We start from the raw sequence: 17,830 nt of genomic DNA, 5'->3' as shown, positions 1-17,830 counted from the left end.
CGGGATCATCGCTGTGCTCAGCGACGACGGTGAGCGGGTGCTGCTTTGCCGACGCAAGGGAGAGCAGGACTACGACGGGATGTTCTCGCTCATCGGCGGGAAAATGGAACGTACGGACCCGTCCGTCGTGGCAGCGCTGGGATCTAGGACGGCATCGATAGGAGTGCGGCGGGTGGGTCCACTGATGACCCACCCGCCGCTTTCGTCTCACCGGTCAGGCGGGCAGTCGCCAGCGCTGGTTGTCGCCGGTGTGGCAGTCCCAGAGGTGAACGGGCGTGCCGTCGGCCGAATTGGAGTAGCGGACGTCGACGCAACGGCCGGACTGCGGGTTGCGCAGGGTGCCGGTGCCCGCGCCCTCCCAGACCTGCGCGCCCGAACCGTTGCAGTCCCACAGCTGGATCTTGGTTCCGTTGGCGGTGCCGCTGCCGTCCACGTCGAGGCACTTGCCGAGCGCGGTCACCGTGGTGCCGATCCTGGCCCACCGCTGGGAGTTCAGGCCGTCGCAGCCGCGGATCTGGATCACGGTGCCGTTCACTGTCCGTCCGTTTTGGACGTCGAGACACTTGTTGGCCAGCGACGTCACCACTTCGCCGACGCCGTAGCTGCTGCCGCCCCTGATCAGGAACTCGCTGTTGGCGATGTTCCAGTGGTTGGTCAGGTAGTTGCCCGGCTGCGGGTTGGTGTTGAAGTAGTCGTCACCGTTGCAGTCGATGATGAACGCCTGCGCGCCACGGCAGATCTTCTGGATCTCCGGGCCGTAGCACATGATGTCCTCGTCGTCGTAGCAGTGGCCGCCGCCCGCGGCGTGCGGGGCGCTGCCGTGCACGGCGCCGACCGTGTGCAGGAACTCGTGTCCCACGAAGTCCCAGCCCACCCAGCAGTTCGGGCCGAGCTGGGCGTAGTGCGGCCCGGTGTTGTTGTTGTTCTCCGGACCTGGCCGGTCGTCGTTGCCGCCGATCGCGGCGCAGCCGGTGTCGCCGTTGTTGTTGGCCTCACCCCAGACCACGTACTTGCGGTCAGCGCGGTTGTAGCCACGGGCCCGCAGTTCGTTGTTCAGGTTATACCAGTTGTTCAGCGATGCGAAGGGAACCTGCACTTCGGCGACCGTCGCGCGGCACGAGCTGTCGTGCACCCACCGCAGGTGCCGGACCTGGCCGCCGAACCGGCGGGACGCCTCCACGAAGGCGTCGTCGGTCTCGGCCGCCTGGCTCTGGAAAGCGCCGCGGACCTGCTGCAGGCGGCTGGTCTGGCCTTCGCCGTACGCGTAGACCAGTTGCACCCGCTTGCCGCTGGTCCCGTCGCCGTCGCAGGCGACTGGACGAGGCATGGCGTAGGAACCGAGGTCCACCGCTATGGACGCGCCTCGATCGCGCTGGTCCCGGTGGTTGTCTACCGGTGAGGTAGGTGCGGCGGCGTCGGCCGCGAAGATCGGCGCCGCCAAAGCGGCACCGGTGAGCGCTGCGATCACGGCAGCGCGAATTCTGGATCTGTGCAAGGGGAATCCGCCTTCCCTGGCAGGAGGGACAGCAACAGGTGGATCGATCCAGCCTCGGAGCGTAGGGGGAGCCGATGATCACTGTCATTGACAGAACCGGACATGTTCGCCCGGCCACCGGGAAACGGGTGGATTCTTCGCCGTTCGCGTGAACGGTGTGCGGCAATCGGCCGAAGAGCGCGTACTCCGCGGTTCGTTTTGCTTGCTGCTGAACGATTTCCGGCCACCGCAACGATTCCGCAAGGAATCCGCAAGCCACTCGGGGGAAGGTGGCGCGGCGGGTCGATCCGGTCGCCCGCTCCACTTGACTTGGGGGTCTCGATGTCGAAACACGCTCGGGTACGCGGAGCAGCGGTGGTCACCGCGCTCACCGCCGCGGTCGCCCTGCCCACAGTGTCCGGTGCCGCGTTCGCGGCGGACACCGAATCCAGCGTTCCCAACGTCGCGGTGACGGCAACGCGCTTCGACAGGTACGAGTACGCCGCAGGTGACGCGGCGGCCGTGACGATCACCCTGCACAACCACGGCCCGGTCGACGCGGTCGGCGTCAAGATCGTCGAAGGGGGCACCGGGGAGTCGGACGAGCTGAAGGTGAAGGACTGGGGCGGGGTCGACTGGAGTGACAAGGGAGTCACGGTGCCCGCGGGCAAGACCGTCTACGTCAGGATCCAGGGGGTGGTGCCCAGCGGTGCGGTCAACTCGGGCCGTGTGACGTTCCTGTACGGCTTCGGCGCGGACAACGGCGACTCCGACGAATCGAACAACCGGGCCCTCGCGGGAGCGTCAGTTCCCGGCGGCAAGGGCATCATGACCGGTGCCAGCTACTACGACCGCGACCACAATGGCCAGCGCGACCCGGGTGAAGGGTTGCAGTACGTCCGCGTGACCCTGGTCGGGCTGCGTGACATCGAACGGATCGCGACCGCGGTCACCGGTGCGGACGGGGAGTTCTCCATCGCCGACCTCCCGGCAGGCGAGTACGAGATCCGTGTGCGGGCGCCCGAGGGCTGGTGGCTGGTTCGCGGCGGCACGGTGTCCCACGCCGGGGTACGGGCGAACGAGACGTCTCGTGTCACCTTCGAGGTGGAACCCAAGTTCTGACCGTCCTAACGGGTTCGCGCGCCCGCCGCCCGTGTCAGGAACCCGATCATCGCGTGTGCCAGGGGATTGGGTTGTTTGTGGTGCGCCAGGTAGATGCCGCGGGTGACGGGTTCGCCGGTCAGCGCGCGCACCGCGACCCGGCGGTCGGGCGGCCCGTCCAGGAGGCTCGACGGTACGAGCGCCACGCCGAGCCCTGCGGCGACGAGAGCGAGGGTGACCTGGTAGTCGGCCGTCTCGTAGGCGACGTGGACCCGTACTTTCGCCTGCCGGGCAAGGTGTTCCAGGCAGACCCGGTTGGGGATGCCCTGGCCGCCGGAGATCCACTCGTGGCCCGTGAGGTTCTTCAACGCGATCCGCTGCCGCGTGGCCATCGGGTCGCTCGCCGGCAGTGCCAGGCGCAACGGGTCGGTCAGCAGGAGGAACCGGCGCAGTCCCTGCGCGTCGGGCATGGTGCCACCCGGGTAGCCGTGTGTGATCAGCAGGTCCAGTTCCCGTGAGGTCACCAGCCCGTAGCCGTCCGGCGGTTCGAGGTCACGCAGAGCCAGCGCGACATCCGGGTACTCGCGCCTGAACCGCGCCAAGGCCGGAGGTACGAGCGTCTGCCCGGCACTGGCGAACGTGCCGACCGCGAGGTGGGTCGGTTGCTGGTCGAGCAGCACCTGCACGTGCTGTTCCGCGGCCCGCAGTTGGCCAACGATCGTCTCGGCGTGCGCGGCCAACGCGGTGCCGACCGTGGTGAGCCGCACCCCGCGCGGGTGCCGGTCGACCAAGGGGCAGCCGACCTCGCGTTCGAGCTTGGCCAGCTGCTGGGACACGGCCGCGGGTGTGATCGACAGCTGGGTGGCGGCGGCGGTGATCGAGCCGTGGTGGGCGATCTGCACCAGCACGGCGAGCCGGTTGACGTCCAGCACGCGCACCTCCCTGGCTTAAGCACTGCTTAACGAGCCATAGTAGATCTAGCTGGTGCTTAAGGCAGTCACTTGCCAGGCTGGGGTCGTGATCGACGCATCCGACGTCGCCGCGGCCCGGCGGCGCATCCAGCCCCACATCAGGACCACCCCGCTCATCCAGGTCGAGACGGCCCTCCACCTGAAACTGGAACTGGCGCAGCACACCGGGTCGTTCAAGGCTCGCGGCATGGTCAACCGCATCCTCACCGCGGCTGAACAGGGCGGGCTGCCCGACGCGGGTGTGGTCGGCGCGTCCGGCGGCAACGCCGCGCTGGGTGTCGTCTACGCGGCGGCCCGCAGTGGCACCCACGCCCGGGTGTTCGTGCCACGCACAGCGCCCGCCGTGAAGGTGCGGAAGCTGCGCGAAATGGGCGCCGAGATCGAGCAGGTGGGGGCCAAGTACCACGACGCGTACGAAGCGGCGATCAGGCACGCCGAGCAGACCGGCGCCCTGTTCTGCCACGCCTTCGACCAGCCGGAGGTCTGCGCGGGCCAGGGCACGCTGGGCACCGAGATCCTGGAGCAGACCGGCGGACGGGTCGACACGATCCTGGTCGCGGTCGGCGGGGGAGGGCTGATGGCGGGGATCGCCGCGGCCACCGAGGGCAAGGCGCGGGTCGTCGGTGTCGAGCCGGTCGAGTGCCCCACGTTCAACGCCGCCCTGGTCGCCGGAAAGCCCGTCGAGGTCGGTGTTTCCGGTGTGGCCGCGGACTCGCTCGGTGCCACGCTCCTCGGCCAGGTCCCCTACGACGTGGCCGTTCGCACGGGCGTGCGGTCCGTCCTGGTCGAGGAGAGCGACATCGTCGCCGCCCGCAAGCTGCTGTGGGATCAACGGCAGGTCGCCGTCGAGCACGGGGCCGCCGTGGCGCTGGCGGCGTTGACGTCCGGGGCTTACACACCTCAGCCGGGCGAACGCGTCGTCGTCGTGCTTTCGGGCGGCAACACGGATTCGAGCGACCTCGGGTAGGAGATCGTCCCGCCGGACCCGGGCGGCGCACTTGCAAGTGCGTACTTCCTTTTGGACCGTGGCTCTCCCAGGGTGAGTGGGGATCACCGTTCCACAAAGGAGAGACAGCATGGCTCACCCCGCTTCCCGCGCCCAGGTCCGCCTCGGCGACACGACCGTCACCTATCTGCCCGACGGGCACGCCTGGCTCAACCCCGCCGTGTTCTTCCCGTCCAGCGAGTGGGCGGCGCACGCGGCGTTCCTCGACGAGCGCGGCTGGTTCCCGGTCAGCATCGGGTCGTTCCTGATCCGCACGGCAGACCGGGTCGTGCTCGTCGATCTCGGTCTCGGCCCGGTCGAGTTCGACCTGCCCGGCAAGGCCGAGTTCCACGGCGGCGGCCTGCTCGACGCCCTCGCCGCCGAAGACCTGGCGCCTGGTGACGTCGACACCGTCGTCTACACCCACCTGCACCACGATCACGTCGGCTGGACCACCGGCCCCGGAGGAGGTTTGACCTTCCCGCACGCCAAGCACCTGGTCGGCAAGGCCGAATGGACCCATTGGTGGGGCACCGAGGAACTCGTCGGCCCGGACCCGGAGACCGTGCAGCAGCCGTTGGCGGACGTGATCGGCTTCGTCGACCACGACGACGTCATCGCGCCCGGGATCCGTGTCCTGGCCACACCCGGGCACACCCCGGGCCACCACAGCATCGAGGTGACCGGCGGCGGCGACGACCGGCGGCGCGTGGTCGTCCTCGGTGACGTCATGCACTGCCAGGTCCAGGTCGCCGAAAGCCACTGGAGTTTCGCGTTCGACGTGGACGCCGAGGCGGGGGTGGACACGCGCGAGCGGTTGCTCGACGACGTGGCCGACGGGCGCACGATCCTCGCGGGCGGCCATTTCGCGGGGCAGGTGTTCGGCCGGGTCCTGCCGCCCGTCTCACGGCGAGTCTGGGCCGGCGGGCCGGAAATCGCATAACGTCACGATCATGCCCGCACCTCGCACCCGCAGGCCCCGGCCGGGCACGCCTGGCCGGGTGTTGGCCTGGCTGCCCGACGGACGCCCTGCCGACGTCTACAGCGCGCCGTGCCCGTCACGGCAGGTCCTCGACCGCATCGCCGACAAGTGGACCGCGCTGATCGTCGGCTGCTTGTCCACGGGAACCAAGCGCTACAGCGAACTCCGGCACGCCATCGACGGCGTCAGCGAGAAGATGCTCACCCAGACACTGCGCAGCCTCGAACGGGACGGCCTGCTCACCCGCACGACGCACCCGACCGTCCCACCCAAAGTGGAGTACACGCTGACCGATCTCGGGCACACCCTCACCGTCCCGCTCGCGGCGATCCGGGACTGGGCCGAGGTGCACATCAACGAGGTCAACGACGCGCGGGCGCGCTACGACTCGCCTGCCTGACTCCGCTCGGCCCACCGGCCCGCCCGCTTGTGATTCTGATTTCGAAGCGCTATCGTGTGCTTCGAAATTCGAGACGGGAGTCCATTCGATGACCGGACCACGTATCGCTCCCGCACAGCCGCCCTACGACGACGCCGCCGCGGCCGTGCTCGCCAAACTGACCACGCCGGGCATGGAGCCGCTGATGCTGTTCCGCACCCTCGTGCGCCACCCGGACCTGGCGTCCCGCATGCGTCCGCTCGGCGCGGGCATCCTCGGCCACGGCACCGTCCCCACACGCCTGCGTGAACTCGTCATCCAACGCACCTGTGCCCGCTGCGGCGCGGAGTACGAATGGGGCGTCCACGCAACGGTTTTCGCCGCCGCCGCCGAGTTCACGCCCGAGCAACTCGCCGCCACGGCCGCGGTCGATCCGGACCACCCGTCGTGGAGCGACCTGGATCGCACGGTCCTCCGCCTGGCCGACGAACTGCACGACACCGGCAAGCTGACCGACGCCACGTTCGCGTCCCTCGCCGGTGAACTCACCGACGCCCAGATCCTCGAACTCGTTGTCACAGCAGGCTGGTACCACGTCATCTCGTTCGTCATCGGCGCCGCGGACCTGCCACGCGAGCCGTGGGCCGCCAGGTGGTAAACCTCTGCGGTAGACGGGTCAACTGTCGCGGTATTTCCCGTTGATCATGTAGTGCCCCGACGCGAGTCCTGTTTCACTGCTCGGCACAGGGGCAGACAGGACAACGGGAGTGGACAGGAAGATGCGGATCGGGGTACTGGGGGCGGCTGTGGTGATCGCCGGTCTGGTCACGGCATGCGGCAGTTCGACGGACGGCAGCGCTGTCCCTGTCGGATCTTCCGACGGGTCGTCCGGTGACAAGGGAACTACGGCGCAATCATCGGCCAGGCCCGGTGCGAAGTCCCCGAAAGCCGCTGTGCAGGCGCTGATCGACGGCGTCAAGGCAGGCGACGACGACAAGATCGAAGCCGCGGTGTGCGAGCACTGGTCGAGCCCGGTGAACAGGACCGGCAAGTTCGCACTGGAGAAGGAACTCGACCCGCCCGCGCAGAAGGCGTTCCCGAAGGGGACTCCCGGCGAGCCGCGGGAGGACGGTGACGAGTGGACAGTGCCGGTGGAGATGCCGGGTGACTCGCCGATCACGGTCAAGGTCGTCAAGGAAGGCAAGGGGTACTTCGCCTGCGGTTTCGGAGTCACCGGCGGCTGAGCCGGTTCACGCCACGGGGTGGGGTCGAGGGGCCCACCCCGTGCTCAGCCCGCTTCGAGCAGTTCCTCCAGCTCCGCCGTTCGAGGATCCGCAAGTTCCCGCATCACCACGAGAGCCGCGTGCCAGCAGTGCCGTGCCCACCCGGGATGGCCGGTGCACGCGATCGCGTTGCCGAGGTCGTAGAGCGCGATCGCTTGCCAGCGCCGGTTGCCGAGCTGGCCGTACCCCGCCGCGGCCCGGCGCAACGCGCGGATCGCCTTGGTGTGCTGGCCGGTGGTGGCGTAGGCGCGTCCCAGCTCCTGGAGGTTGAGCGACCGGGGTTCGATGTCCCCGATCTCGGCGAACAACCGGTCGGCGCGCCGGAAGCAGTCGATGGCTTTGTCGTAGTCGCCCAGTGCGACGTGGGCGGTGGCCATGTTGTTGTGGTTGTTGGCGACACCGCGCTGATACCCCAGTGTCTCGGCCAGTGCCAGCGCGCTCGCGCAGACCTGTAGTCCACGTTCGGGCTCGCCCGCCTGCCCGTGCACCAGCCCCAGGTTGGACAGCGCCATCGTCTCGCCTGCCTGGTGGCCGGTGTCGACGAAGCAGTCGATGGCCTGTTCCAGGTTGCGCCTTGCCCCGGCGAACTCGTTCTTGTCGATCTGCTGGCAGGACAGCGAATTGAACGCGTACCCCTCGCCGACGCGGTCCTCGGCCGCCCGCGCCGCGGCCAGCGCGGTCTCCAGCAGTTCGACGCTTTCCTGCCACGCGACCCGCCGGTCGAGGAACGTGGTCATCGCGATCACGATGCGCCACGCGTGACCGCCCCACCCGTGCGTGGCGGCCCAGCGGACCACCGACCGCAGGCAGTCGAACTCCCGCTCGAACCAGCCCGTCGCCGCGGCCTGGTCGGCGAAGACGACCGGCGGCACGGCCGGGGTCAGCGGTGCCACGAAGTCGAATCGCCGCCGTGGTTGCAGCACGGACTCGGCGCTCACCGCGGTGTGCAGGTACCAGTCGAGGACCCGGCGGATCGCCGCGGTGTTGGCATCGGGGCTGTCGGTGCGATGTGCCTCCTCGGCCGCGTACAGCCGGATGAGGTCGTGCAGTTCGTACCGCTTGGGCCGGAGTTGTTCGACCATGTGCGCGTCGTGGAGCTGATCGAGGACCTGCCTGGCCCGTGTGGACGGCAGGTCCACGATGACGGCCGCGGCATCCGTGCTGATGTCGTTGGCGGGGTGCAGACCGAGCTTGCGGAACATCGTGGCCGCGAGCGGGTCGAGTGCCCGGTAGGACCACGACAACGCGGCGTACAGCTCGCTGCCCATCCCGGACCGGAACGCCGCCGGTTCACCCATCTCGTCGGTCAGCGCCTGGACGACATGGCTGAGGGTGTCCGTGCGCTGGGCCCGTTCGGCGACGATCGCCAACGCCAGCGGCAACCCCTCACACAGCTCCGCGAGCTGCCCGGCCGCCTGCGGCTCGGCCGCGACCCGTGCCGTCCCGGCCGTCGACCCCAGCAACTCCACGGCGTCGTCGTGGCTGAGCCGTTGCAGGCTCAGCCGTTGCGCGCCATCCCGGATGGACAGTGACCGCAGCTGGTTGCGGCTGGTCACGATCACCAGCCCACCCGCGCCCGGCAACAACGCGCGCACCTGGGCGGCGTCGCGGGCGTTGTCCAGCAGCATCAACGGTTTGCGTCCGGCAAGCGTGCTGCGCAACAGCGCTGACCGCTCGTCCAGTTCGGCGGGGATGCGTTCGATGGGTACGCCGAGCGATCGCAGCATGGTCTCGACCGCGGCGGCCGGGCGAACGGGATCCTCCGCGGAATAGCCGCGCAGGTTCAGGTACAGCTGGGTGTCCGGGTGCCGGTGGGCCATCCGGTGCGCCCAGTGCAGAGCCAGTGCCGTCTTGCCGGTGCCGGGCGCGCCGTCGATGGCCACGACGATCGTCGGCGGTTCGCCCGCACCCGTGGCGAAGGTGATCGTGGCGACCAGGTCGTCCAGTGTGGCGAGCTCGGCACGCCTGCCGACGAACCTGACGTTGTCAGGCGGAAGCTCGTGCGGGCCGGGCGCGGCGCTCGCGCGCAACGGCGTCACCCGCTCGTCGGCGATGTCGCGCAGCAGTTCCCGGTGCAGCCGCTGCAGGTCCACGTCCGGCTCGACGCCGAGTTCGTCCCGCAGCACAGAACGGACACGCCGGTACGCGGACAGCGCGTCGGCACGCCGTCCCGTGCGCCACATCGCGTCGATCAGCCGGAGCCACAACGACTCCCGCAGCGGGAACTGGGTGGTCAACCCGGACAGTTCGGCGATGGCCGCCGAGGACGCGCCAACCGCCAGATCCAGGTCGATCCGGCGTTCGGTCGCGGTGAACCACTCCTCGGTGAGCGACGGCACGACGTCCATGTCGAGCCAGTCGGACTCGACACCGGTGAACGGGCGGCCACGCCACAGGCCAAGCGCTTCCCGCAGCAACCCGAGCTCGGTCCTGGCGCTGTCGGCGCCCCGCGCCTGCCGCAGCAGCCTGCGGAAGCGGTGCAGGTCCACATTGTCCTGGTCGACCGACAGGCAGTAACCCCCGCCGGGATTGGCTACGATGGCGTCCTTTCCGAACACTGCGCGTAACCGGGTGGCGTACGTCGACAAGGCGCCGCGGACGTTCACCGGCTGCTGGTCGCCCCAGACCTGCCCGGCCAGCGTGTCGGCCATGACGGGCTGGCCCGCTGACAGCACGAGCGACGACAGCAACGTCCGCTGGTGCCCGGCCTGCACCACGACGGGACGGCCGCCGACGAAAGCCTGCCACGGACCGAGCACGTTGATCTCGACAGAAGAACTCATCACGATGGTGACCAGCATGCCTGGAAATGGCACTGCCTGGCCATACTTGGTCACCACGTGACCAACACGTAGTCAACACCTGCCGTGGCACGATCATCAGGTGACCGTGCCCAGCTTCGAGATCGGCGCGGGGTACGCCGTCTACCGGGGCCCGGTGACGGACAGCGGCGTACACCGGCACGCCGCGTTCCAGATCGCCATCGCGCCCCGCGGCGAAGTGGCCATGGTGGACGCGGCGGCGGTCAGGCACCAGAGCGTGGCGCTGCTGGTGCCGCCGATGGTCCGGCACCGCATCCTCGCCGCGGCGGACCTGCTCACCTTCTTCGTCGAGCCGCACCGCGCGTTCGCCGACCGGTTGCGCGAGCGCCCCGGCGGCAACGCACTCACCGCCGCGCCCGACTTGGCGGACCTGAGTGTGGACGAGATCACTCGTGAACCGTCCACTGAGGTGGATCCCCGTCTGGTGCGGGCGTTGACCATGGTGGCGGATCGCAGCGTCCCCATGCCGGACGTGGCGGCGGCGGTCGGCCTGTCGCCGCAGCGGCTGCGTGCGTTGGCACAGCGACAACTCGGCATGCCGCTGACCCGGTGGCGGATATGGGCGCGGCTACGCCGGGCAGCGGAGGAACTGCGTGACGGCTGCTCGTTGGCTGAGGCGGCCGTCACGGCGGGCTTCGCCGACCAGGCCCACCTCACTCGTCAGATGCGCGAGATGATGGGCGTGACACCCGCAGCCGTGCTGCCCGTCCTGCGTGGTCAATCCCGCCGGGCCGTGTAGATCGAGATCGAGCCGCTGACCGTCGGCACCACCTCGGTTTCACGAACGGCACGGAACCCGGCTTCGGTGATCAGTTCCGGAAGCACGCCGTCCGCATTGGGCTGGGTGTCCTGTTTGCCGTCCGCGAACTGCACGATCCTGAACGCCAGGCGCATCAGCGGCGTCCGCTGGAGCCCGTAGTCGGCGATCACCAGTTTGCCACCGGGACTCAGCACCGCGAACATCGACGCGAGCACGGACCGTTTCACCGCGACCGGGCACTGGTGCAGCACAAGGCTGGACACGACAGTGTCCGCCGAGGCCGGGCCCAGCGTCTGCGTCAGCGTGTCGCCGATCCCGGTCAACCACCGGACACCGGCCGCCCCGGGCTTGCCCTTGGCCACTGCCAGCACGTCAGGGTCCGGATCCACGCCCACGACCCGCGCCATCGGTTCCACCCGGTTCAACAACAGCGCCAGCGAGCCGGTGCCGCAGCCGACGTCGACGATCACGTCGTCGGGCCGCGGTGCCACGTGCATCGCGACCAGAGCGCGCCACAAGCGCTCACGTGTCAGCGTGATGGCGTTGTCGTAGAACCGGGTAGGTGCGAAGCGGCCCAGCGCGGGGGTGAATGCGGTCTCGCTCATGCACGGCAGTGTCGGCCGCGCACCGGGTCCTGGTCTTGAACGAACCGCTCGTGGCATTGGCGGTTACGTGTCGAGCACACCCGTGTTCTGACAGGCGACCTTGCCGCCGCCCGTCGTGTGTCGTGGTCATGCGGACCAGCGTGATATCTCGACTTGACTTGAGGTCAAGGCCTTCAGCCGAGGTCGAGTCTGCTCACCACTCCGGCCAGCCCGGATTCGACGTCGTCAGGCTCGTCGTTGTCCATGCCGAACGTGACCTCGTACCACGGGCCCAGTTGGTGCCACAGCAACGCCCGGTCGCGGACCTCGGGGGAGACACCGTACTCCTTGGCCACGGCACGTGCGAAGTGCTCCGGTGTCCCGTTCAGCAGCCAGGCCAGGTCGATGGCGGGGTCCCCGGTGTGCGCGTCGGAGAAGTCGATCACGCCGGTCACCCGGTCGCCGACGCACAGGATGTGCTCCGGGCCGATGTCGCCGTGCACCACCGCGTCGGACGGCAGGTCGGCGATGGCGTCCAGCAGAGCCGTGGCACGCGCTGTCAGGGCGTCGGGAACCAGCGGCACGACGTCGGCACGGAACCGCGCGACTGTCTCGGCTCGATCGTCAGACTTCGCCAGCCCGTGTGCCACGGCGTCGGCCGCGTCGACGCCGTGCAGTGCCCGCAGGAACTCGCCCAGTTGCCGTCCGTTGTCCTCGCTGAAGTCCTCGATCGGCTCGCCGGGGACCAGTTCGTGCCGCACGACCAACGGCTCCAACTGCGCGACCTCCGGCCGTGGCACGGCCAACGGCAACTGCGGAGCCAGCCACGGCATCACCCGCGTTTCCATCAGCAGCAGGTCCACCACCTCCGGGCGGCGTGGACGGCGTTCCACCCACCGACCGTCCACCAGGGTCGCCACGCTGTCCCAGCCACCGCCGAAGTCCATAAGGGCAACTTATCGAGGTCCACCACCGAATATCCGCCTTCGTTGTGCAACGGGCACAACGGACACGAACGGGGTTGGCGACTCACCTCTATCGCCCGCGCGGGCACCCCTGGTTGGCTGACTACCGATGAGTAACAACGCGGTCAGGGAGGCTCGATGACGAGGCCGGACAGCAGTTACAGCATGAGCCGCCGCCATCTGCTCGCCACGGGCAGCGGTGTCGCCGCCGGTTCCGCACTGGGCATGCTGGGCCTGGGCGAATCCGCCGTCGCCGGCCCGCGGGCCGACGCGGACGCGATCGTGGTCGGTGCCGGGCTGGCCGGGCTCGTGGCGACCGCCGAGCTCGCCGCCGCCGGTCGCCGGGTCCTGCTGGTCGACCAGGAGCCGGAGGCCAGCCTCGGCGGACAGGCGTTCTGGTCGCTCGGCGGGCTGTTCTTCGTCAACTCGCCCGAGCAGCGCACCGCGGGCATCAAGGACTCGATCGACCTGGCCCGCAACGACTGGTTCAGCAACGCGGGCTTCGACCGCGGCGTCGACGACCCGCTCGGCGAGGACTATTGGGCGTCCCGCTGGGCCGAGGCGTACCTGCAGTTCGCCGCGGGGGAGAAACGGGCGTGGCTGGCCGGGCTCGGGGTGACGTGGGTGCCGATCGTCGGCTGGGCCGAACGCGGCGGGCAACTGGCCGACGGGCCGGGCAACTCCGTCCCGCGCTTCCACCTCACGCTCGGCACCGGCCCCGGCGTGATGGAGCCGTTCGAGAAGCTCGTGCGGACCGCCGTGGCCCAGGGCAAGGTGAGCTTCCGCTTCCGCCACCAGGTCGACGGGATCACGATGGCAGGCGGCGCCGTCAGCGGTGTGCGCGGCTCGATCCTGGAACCCAGCAGCGCCGCCCGCGGCACACCCAGCTCCCGCACCAAGGTCGGCGACTTCGAGCTGCGGGCGCCGATCGTCATCGTCACCTCCGGCGGCATCGGCGGCAACCAGGAGCTCGTGCGCCGCAACTGGCCCGCCCGCCTCGGCCCACCGCCCGCCCGGTTGATCACCGGTGTGCCCGCGCACGTCGACGGCCGGATGCTGGCCATCAGCGAGGCGGCCGGGGCGCGGCTGGTCAACCGCGACCGCATGTGGCACTACACCGAGGGATGATCAACCACAGCCCGATCTGGCCCGGCCACGGCATCCGCGTGCTCGCCGCGCCGTCGTCGATGTGGTTCGACGCGAAAGGACGCCGGTTCGCCAACCCCGGCGTGCCCAGCTACGACACCCTCGGCACGCTGGAGCTGATCGGCCGTTCCGGGCACGACTACTCGTGGTTCGTGCTCAACAAACGGATCATCGACAAGGAGTTCGTGCTGTCCGGCTCCGAGCAGAATCCGGAACTGACCCGCAAGGACCTGATCGGCTACCTGGCCATGCGCCTGCTCACCAGCACACCGCCGCCGGTCAAGGCGTTCATGGACCGCGGGGCGGACTTCGTCATCGCCGACTCGCTGCCCGACCTCGTCGCAGGCATGAACCGGCTCACCGGCACGAACCTGGTCGAGCTCGACGAGCTGCGCAAGCAGATCGTCATGCGCGACCAGCAGGTGGACAACCCGTTCACCAAGGACGGCCAGATCATGGGCATCCGCAACTCGTTGGCCTACAGCGGCGACAGCCTCGCCCGCACGGCCTCGCTGCACAAGATCCTCGACCCGGCGGCCGGTCCGCTGATCGCGATCCGGATGAACATCCTGACCCGCAAGACCCTCGGTGGACTGCAGACCGACCTGTCCGGCCGGGTGGTCGGCGCGAACGGCCGACCGATCCCCGGCCTGTACGCCGCGGGCGAGGTGGCGGGCTTCGGCGGCGGTGGCGTCCACGGGTACCGCGCGCTGGAGGGGACGTTCCTCGGCGGCTGCCTGTTCTCCGGCAGACAAGCCGGTCGCGCCGCCGCCGCGGCGAGCGCGTAGTCATCTGACAGCCGGCGATGCCGGGGCCGCCTGCCGACCTCGGCATTCCGCTCGATCTCGACCTGGCACAGAGCCGTGACAGCCGACAGCGCGGGTGACCCGAGCGATCCGCTGTGAAAGTGACTGGCTACTTGGTGAAAATCTCGGCAAGCCGTCCGAACTGGCCGGTGGCGATCAGCACGAGCAGTACAGCCAGGAAACCGAGACTCCTGACGGTCTTCTCGTGTCGTTCCAGGTTGTCACCCAGATTGCTGAGCAGTCTGCGCAAGCGGCCTGCGGTTGGCGGCGTCGGTTCCGGCTCGTCAGCCGTCACATGCTCAAAGGTTTGAGCGGCCGCCACTGGGTTGCCCTCGAGCAACAATGTGCAACTCACGGCGACCAGGCCATCGAAATAGTCGCCCGCTGCGCGTGAATCCCTGCCGCGGATCGACGCTCGGCGGAGCAGAGTGGCCAGCCGATAGTACGTGTTGCCCACAATCGCGGCATCACGCGCCTCCAGGCGGCGTTGTGTGTCAGCCACACACCGCTCAAGGATGACAGCAAGTTCCATCCCCGTTTTGTGCTCGGGACTTCGCCATCGAGAAGCGCGGGCCCCTGTTCGGAAGCGCCATTGTGCCGTGTCGTGCAGCGCCCGCCTCCGGTAGAGCTGGAGGTAGGTCTCCAGGAAGCGGACCTGGGCGTTGGTCACCTCACGGATCTTGGTCACCACTTTGAGGACGACGAAGAACGTGATGACTCCCAGGCCGGCCCAGTTCGAATCGGTGCTCGTCCCACCTGCGGGTGCCTCCTTCAACAGTGGCTGGAGTGTCGGTGACTCGAACGTGATCAGGATCGTCGTCAATATGACGCTGCTCCAGTAGATGCTGGCCATCTGCCGATTGGCGATCATCAGTATGATGTCGTTGATCAGGCGGCTGTAGTAACGGCCGAGTATCTCGGTCCGCGGCGATGACAGGGTGGGATCGTTGCGCATCTCTCGATAGCTTTTTACGCCTTCGTGTGTGCAAAAAACGGCCAAGGTCAGTGGTATGACCAAGGAAATCCCTTGGACCGCTGGAGAGGCGCCGGACTTCTGGGTGAAAGCCCAGAGCCCAAGGCCGATGGCCAGCGGCACCGCCACGACGGAGCAGCCGACGCCGATTCGGCGGGCCCACGGTTTGGTGGAGTCCGGCTCTTGATCGGCGAAGTCATGGGGGTGGCGAAGTCGAGCGAGGTTGAACACCGAACTAGCCGCGAGCAGGTACAGCAACCAGTGAATGGCACCGACATAGGCAAACCAGAGGGTGAGCTGGCCGAAGACCTTGAAAGTGATCGCCATGAGAACCGCTACCTCACTCTGGTACGGCGCAACTGTCGGCGGTGGTGAAGACGTTGAGTCGTACACCTACCCGGCGAATTCAGCGAAGTCCAGCACCTAGCCTGGCACTGTGCGCGAACTCGGCAGCAGGAAGCGGCTCCCGCCCGCCCCGCCGCACGTCGTCTGGGACTCGTTGACCGAGCCACGGGCAGAGGCCGCGCGGCCCTGGCTCGACCAGTTGGACGACGAAGTCGAACCCCGGGTGCTGGAAGCGGTACGCCCAAGCACGGTGGTGTGGACCTCGCTGTGGCCGGACCGCCCGAACGACCGCATCCGGTTCGACCTGCACACGGACGACCGGGGTGTATGTGCGTTGCGCTGGACTCTCACCACCACGGGCCCTGCTCCGGACGACAGCAAAACTGGGGCACATGCGTCACCGGCTCAACGTGTTGGTCAACGAGCGGCTTCGCCTGTCCTACGGTCAGTGAATACGCGATTCAGGTGTTTCCGCCGGGGAACCAGCCGATCGCGGCCGAGGTCGGCTAACTTGGCGGCGGATCGATTCGGGAAAACGCTTATGAGGCAGAATATTTGGTATGGCGAAACCCGTCAGAGGGGGTTGCTGTGAGAATGAGAAGCCTGCTGAGAACGGTCTTCACTGCCGTTGCCGCGCTGGTCATCGTGGCTCCGGCCGCAGCCGCCGGTACCGCGGCCGGTGCGCGGGGAATCTACGAATGGGAATTCGGCGGCTACTACCCGACCGAAGCGGAATGCCACGCGGCAGCCGATCGCGAGGCGGACACCCATCGCTGCTATCCGCCTGACCGGCACGCTGGGTGGGCGCTTTACAACGGCCACTACACGTGATTTCGATTTGACGGGCACGGCGGCGAATACCCCCGCCGTGCCCGCCGCTCAGTCGCCGAGTCCGTCGTCGCCGCTCATCGTCCCTCCTTGTATTCGTAGGCGCCGATGTCGTGGCCCGCGCACGCCGGGCGGGGGTTGTTGTCCCGGTCGAAGGCAGGGGCGTACGCCGCGGATCCCTTGTCGATGGCTTTCGCCGCCGCTGCCGTGAGGTGGAAGTCGCCCGCGCGTGGATCGGCGAAACCGGGGTCACCGGTGACGTTGTGGTCGCTGACAAAGCCGGTGTTGGCCGCGGGGCCCTCCGCGAAGATGTTGTTGCGCAGGATGTTCACGCCGGCGTACTCGTCGCCGTCGAAGGAGATGGCGCCCTTCTTGTTGCCGTAGAACGTGTTGTTGACGATGTGCACGTTGGACAGCGTGCCGCTCGACTCGACCCAGATGCTCAGGCCCGCCTGTGCGTTGCCGTACGAGACGTTGTTGTACACCTTGACGTTGTCCAGTTCCCGGGTTTCCGACCAGTCCTCGACGGCCAGCGCGATCCCCGCCTTGGTCTCGCCCTTCGCGCCGCTGACCACGTTGTTGTAGACCTGGACGTCGGACGCGGAGTCCACGTAGATGTTCGGGCCGCGGTTGTTCGACGACACGTTGTCGTGGATGGAGATCCGGGCGTTCTCGGTGTACTTGACGTCGATGCCTTCCTCACCGTTGTCGTGCACGCGGCAGTTTCTGACCTCGGCGTCCCGTGTCCCGTGGCCCAGGCTGAGCGCCTCGTGGTCCGCTGACGTGCCCTCGGCGTTGGTCCCCTTGATCTCACAGCCGTCCACCAGGACGTTGGACGTGTTCAGCAGCACCAGTCCGCCGTCCTGCGAGCCGTCGATCCCGAAGTTCTCGAAGACCAGGTCATGCCCGCCGTCGGCGTACGCGCCGAACCCGCGTGACCCGGCGAAGGTCAGGTTGTGGAACCGCAGCCACGAGTGGTTGCCGAGGGCGAGCAGGCCCTTCGAGCCGCCTCTGCCTTTGACGACGGCGGTCCCGCCCTCGCTGTAGAAGGTGATGTACTTGCCGGGTGATCCGCTGGTCCTGATCGACAGGCCGCCGGTGTGGACGCCCGGGGCGATCCGCACGTTGTCGCCGGGCCGTGCCGCGTCGGCGGCTGCCTGGACAGTCGAGTACTGCCCGCCGGGCCCGACCGTGAGAGTCCGCCCCGACACCGGCGGTGGCACGTCCGCAGATGCCGCTCCTGCCGCCGTCGTCAGGCCCGCTGCCACCGTGGCCGCGACAGCCAGCGCGACTTTGTTCCAGTCCATGTGCCCCTCCTGTGGTTGCGGGGCAGCTTGGCCTGGGTGTCCGGGGACCCTTCCCGGTCCGCTCGACTGATCCGAGAACTCGGTGCGCTGGTCACTGTGCGCCCGGATGGCACACCGAG

15 protein-coding genes and 1 pseudogene are annotated in these 17,830 nt (G+C 68.5%); 9 read left to right on the top strand and 7 right to left on the bottom strand.

What is annotated here, in order from left to right:
• Window positions 1-214: 214 nt before the first annotated feature.
• On the bottom strand, window positions 215-1,468 hold the full coding sequence (locus ALI144C_RS03605; RefSeq protein WP_237773953.1) for an RICIN domain-containing protein: 1,254 nt from the start codon (window positions 1,466-1,468) through the stop codon (window positions 215-217).
• Between the two features lie 348 nt (window positions 1,469-1,816).
• On the opposite strand from ALI144C_RS03605, the gene ALI144C_RS03600 reads away from it, so the two are divergent.
• The gene (locus ALI144C_RS03600) at window positions 1,817-2,596 is read left to right on the top strand and encodes a carboxypeptidase-like regulatory domain-containing protein (protein WP_168211161.1); all 780 of its coding nucleotides are present in this window, start codon (window positions 1,817-1,819) and stop codon (window positions 2,594-2,596) included.
• 5 nt (window positions 2,597-2,601) lie between these two features.
• Here ALI144C_RS03600 and ALI144C_RS03595 read toward each other — a convergent pair whose 3' ends face one another.
• Entirely contained in the window at window positions 2,602-3,507 is a 906-nt protein-coding gene (locus tag ALI144C_RS03595; RefSeq protein WP_076985548.1) for a LysR family transcriptional regulator, read from the bottom strand.
• An 85-nt stretch (window positions 3,508-3,592) separates the two neighbouring features.
• Between ALI144C_RS03595 and ALI144C_RS03590 the strand changes: the two genes are divergently transcribed.
• From ALI144C_RS03590 to ALI144C_RS03570, 5 genes are all read left to right on the top strand, one after another.
• Window positions 3,593-4,513 (top strand): threonine/serine dehydratase, encoded by a 921-nt coding sequence (locus ALI144C_RS03590; RefSeq protein WP_076985547.1) that lies wholly within the window; start codon window positions 3,593-3,595, stop codon window positions 4,511-4,513.
• A 109-nt stretch (window positions 4,514-4,622) separates the two neighbouring features.
• A complete protein-coding gene (locus tag ALI144C_RS03585) occupies window positions 4,623-5,474 on the top strand; it encodes an MBL fold metallo-hydrolase (protein ID WP_076985546.1) in 852 nt (283 codons plus the stop codon).
• 10 nt (window positions 5,475-5,484) lie between these two features.
• Window positions 5,485-5,913, top strand: a complete 429-nt coding sequence (locus ALI144C_RS03580; protein WP_083752676.1) for a winged helix-turn-helix transcriptional regulator — start codon at window positions 5,485-5,487, stop codon at window positions 5,911-5,913.
• An 88-nt stretch (window positions 5,914-6,001) separates the two neighbouring features.
• Window positions 6,002-6,550, top strand: a complete 549-nt coding sequence (locus tag ALI144C_RS03575) for a carboxymuconolactone decarboxylase family protein (protein ID WP_076985545.1) — start codon at window positions 6,002-6,004, stop codon at window positions 6,548-6,550.
• Window positions 6,551-6,659: 109 nt separating this feature from the next.
• Window positions 6,660-7,136, top strand: a complete 477-nt coding sequence (locus ALI144C_RS03570; protein WP_076985544.1) for a hypothetical protein — start codon at window positions 6,660-6,662, stop codon at window positions 7,134-7,136.
• Window positions 7,137-7,180: 44 nt separating this feature from the next.
• Here the strand turns inward: ALI144C_RS03570 and ALI144C_RS03565 are convergent, their stop codons facing one another.
• Window positions 7,181-9,958: an AfsR/SARP family transcriptional regulator gene (locus tag ALI144C_RS03565; protein WP_168211160.1), complete on the bottom strand. Its 2,778-nt coding sequence runs from the start codon at window positions 9,956-9,958 to the stop codon at window positions 7,181-7,183.
• 100 nt (window positions 9,959-10,058) lie between these two features.
• On the opposite strand from ALI144C_RS03565, the gene ALI144C_RS03560 reads away from it, so the two are divergent.
• Complete coding sequence (locus ALI144C_RS03560; RefSeq protein ID WP_237773952.1) at window positions 10,059-10,736, top strand: helix-turn-helix domain-containing protein; 678 nt, start codon at window positions 10,059-10,061, stop codon at window positions 10,734-10,736.
• On the opposite strand, the gene ALI144C_RS03555 is transcribed toward ALI144C_RS03560, so the two are convergent.
• On the bottom strand, window positions 10,715-11,362 hold the full coding sequence (locus ALI144C_RS03555; protein WP_076985542.1) for a class I SAM-dependent methyltransferase: 648 nt from the start codon (window positions 11,360-11,362) through the stop codon (window positions 10,715-10,717). The two genes, ALI144C_RS03560 and ALI144C_RS03555, sit on opposite strands and share 22 nt — an antisense overlap.
• Window positions 11,363-11,535: 173 nt before the next feature.
• On the bottom strand, window positions 11,536-12,288 hold the full coding sequence (locus ALI144C_RS03550; protein ID WP_076985541.1) for a phosphotransferase: 753 nt from the start codon (window positions 12,286-12,288) through the stop codon (window positions 11,536-11,538).
• 243 nt (window positions 12,289-12,531) lie between these two features.
• On the opposite strand from ALI144C_RS03550, the pseudogene ALI144C_RS03545 reads away from it, so the two are divergent.
• A pseudogene (locus ALI144C_RS03545) lies at window positions 12,532-14,240 on the top strand (FAD-binding dehydrogenase).
• 127 nt (window positions 14,241-14,367) lie between these two features.
• Here ALI144C_RS03545 and ALI144C_RS03540 read toward each other — a convergent pair.
• A complete protein-coding gene (locus ALI144C_RS03540) occupies window positions 14,368-15,558 on the bottom strand; it encodes a hypothetical protein (protein WP_143230378.1) in 1,191 nt (396 codons plus the stop codon).
• A gap of 612 nt (window positions 15,559-16,170) precedes the next feature.
• Here ALI144C_RS03540 and ALI144C_RS03530 point away from each other — a divergent pair.
• Complete coding sequence (locus tag ALI144C_RS03530; protein ID WP_076985539.1) at window positions 16,171-16,407, top strand: hypothetical protein; 237 nt, start codon at window positions 16,171-16,173, stop codon at window positions 16,405-16,407.
• A gap of 74 nt (window positions 16,408-16,481) precedes the next feature.
• On the opposite strand, the gene ALI144C_RS03525 is transcribed toward ALI144C_RS03530, so the two are convergent.
• Window positions 16,482-17,711 (bottom strand): right-handed parallel beta-helix repeat-containing protein, encoded by a 1,230-nt coding sequence (locus ALI144C_RS03525; protein ID WP_076985538.1) that lies wholly within the window; start codon window positions 17,709-17,711, stop codon window positions 16,482-16,484.
• Window positions 17,712-17,830: the final 119 nt, after the last annotated feature.

The sequence above is a fragment of the Actinosynnema sp. ALI-1.44 genome, assembly GCF_001984155.1.
Lineage (GTDB): Bacteria > Actinomycetota > Actinomycetes > Mycobacteriales > Pseudonocardiaceae > Kibdelosporangium.
Note: the sequence above shows the minus strand (reverse complement) of the source record. Positions and strands in the feature narration are given on the sequence as shown.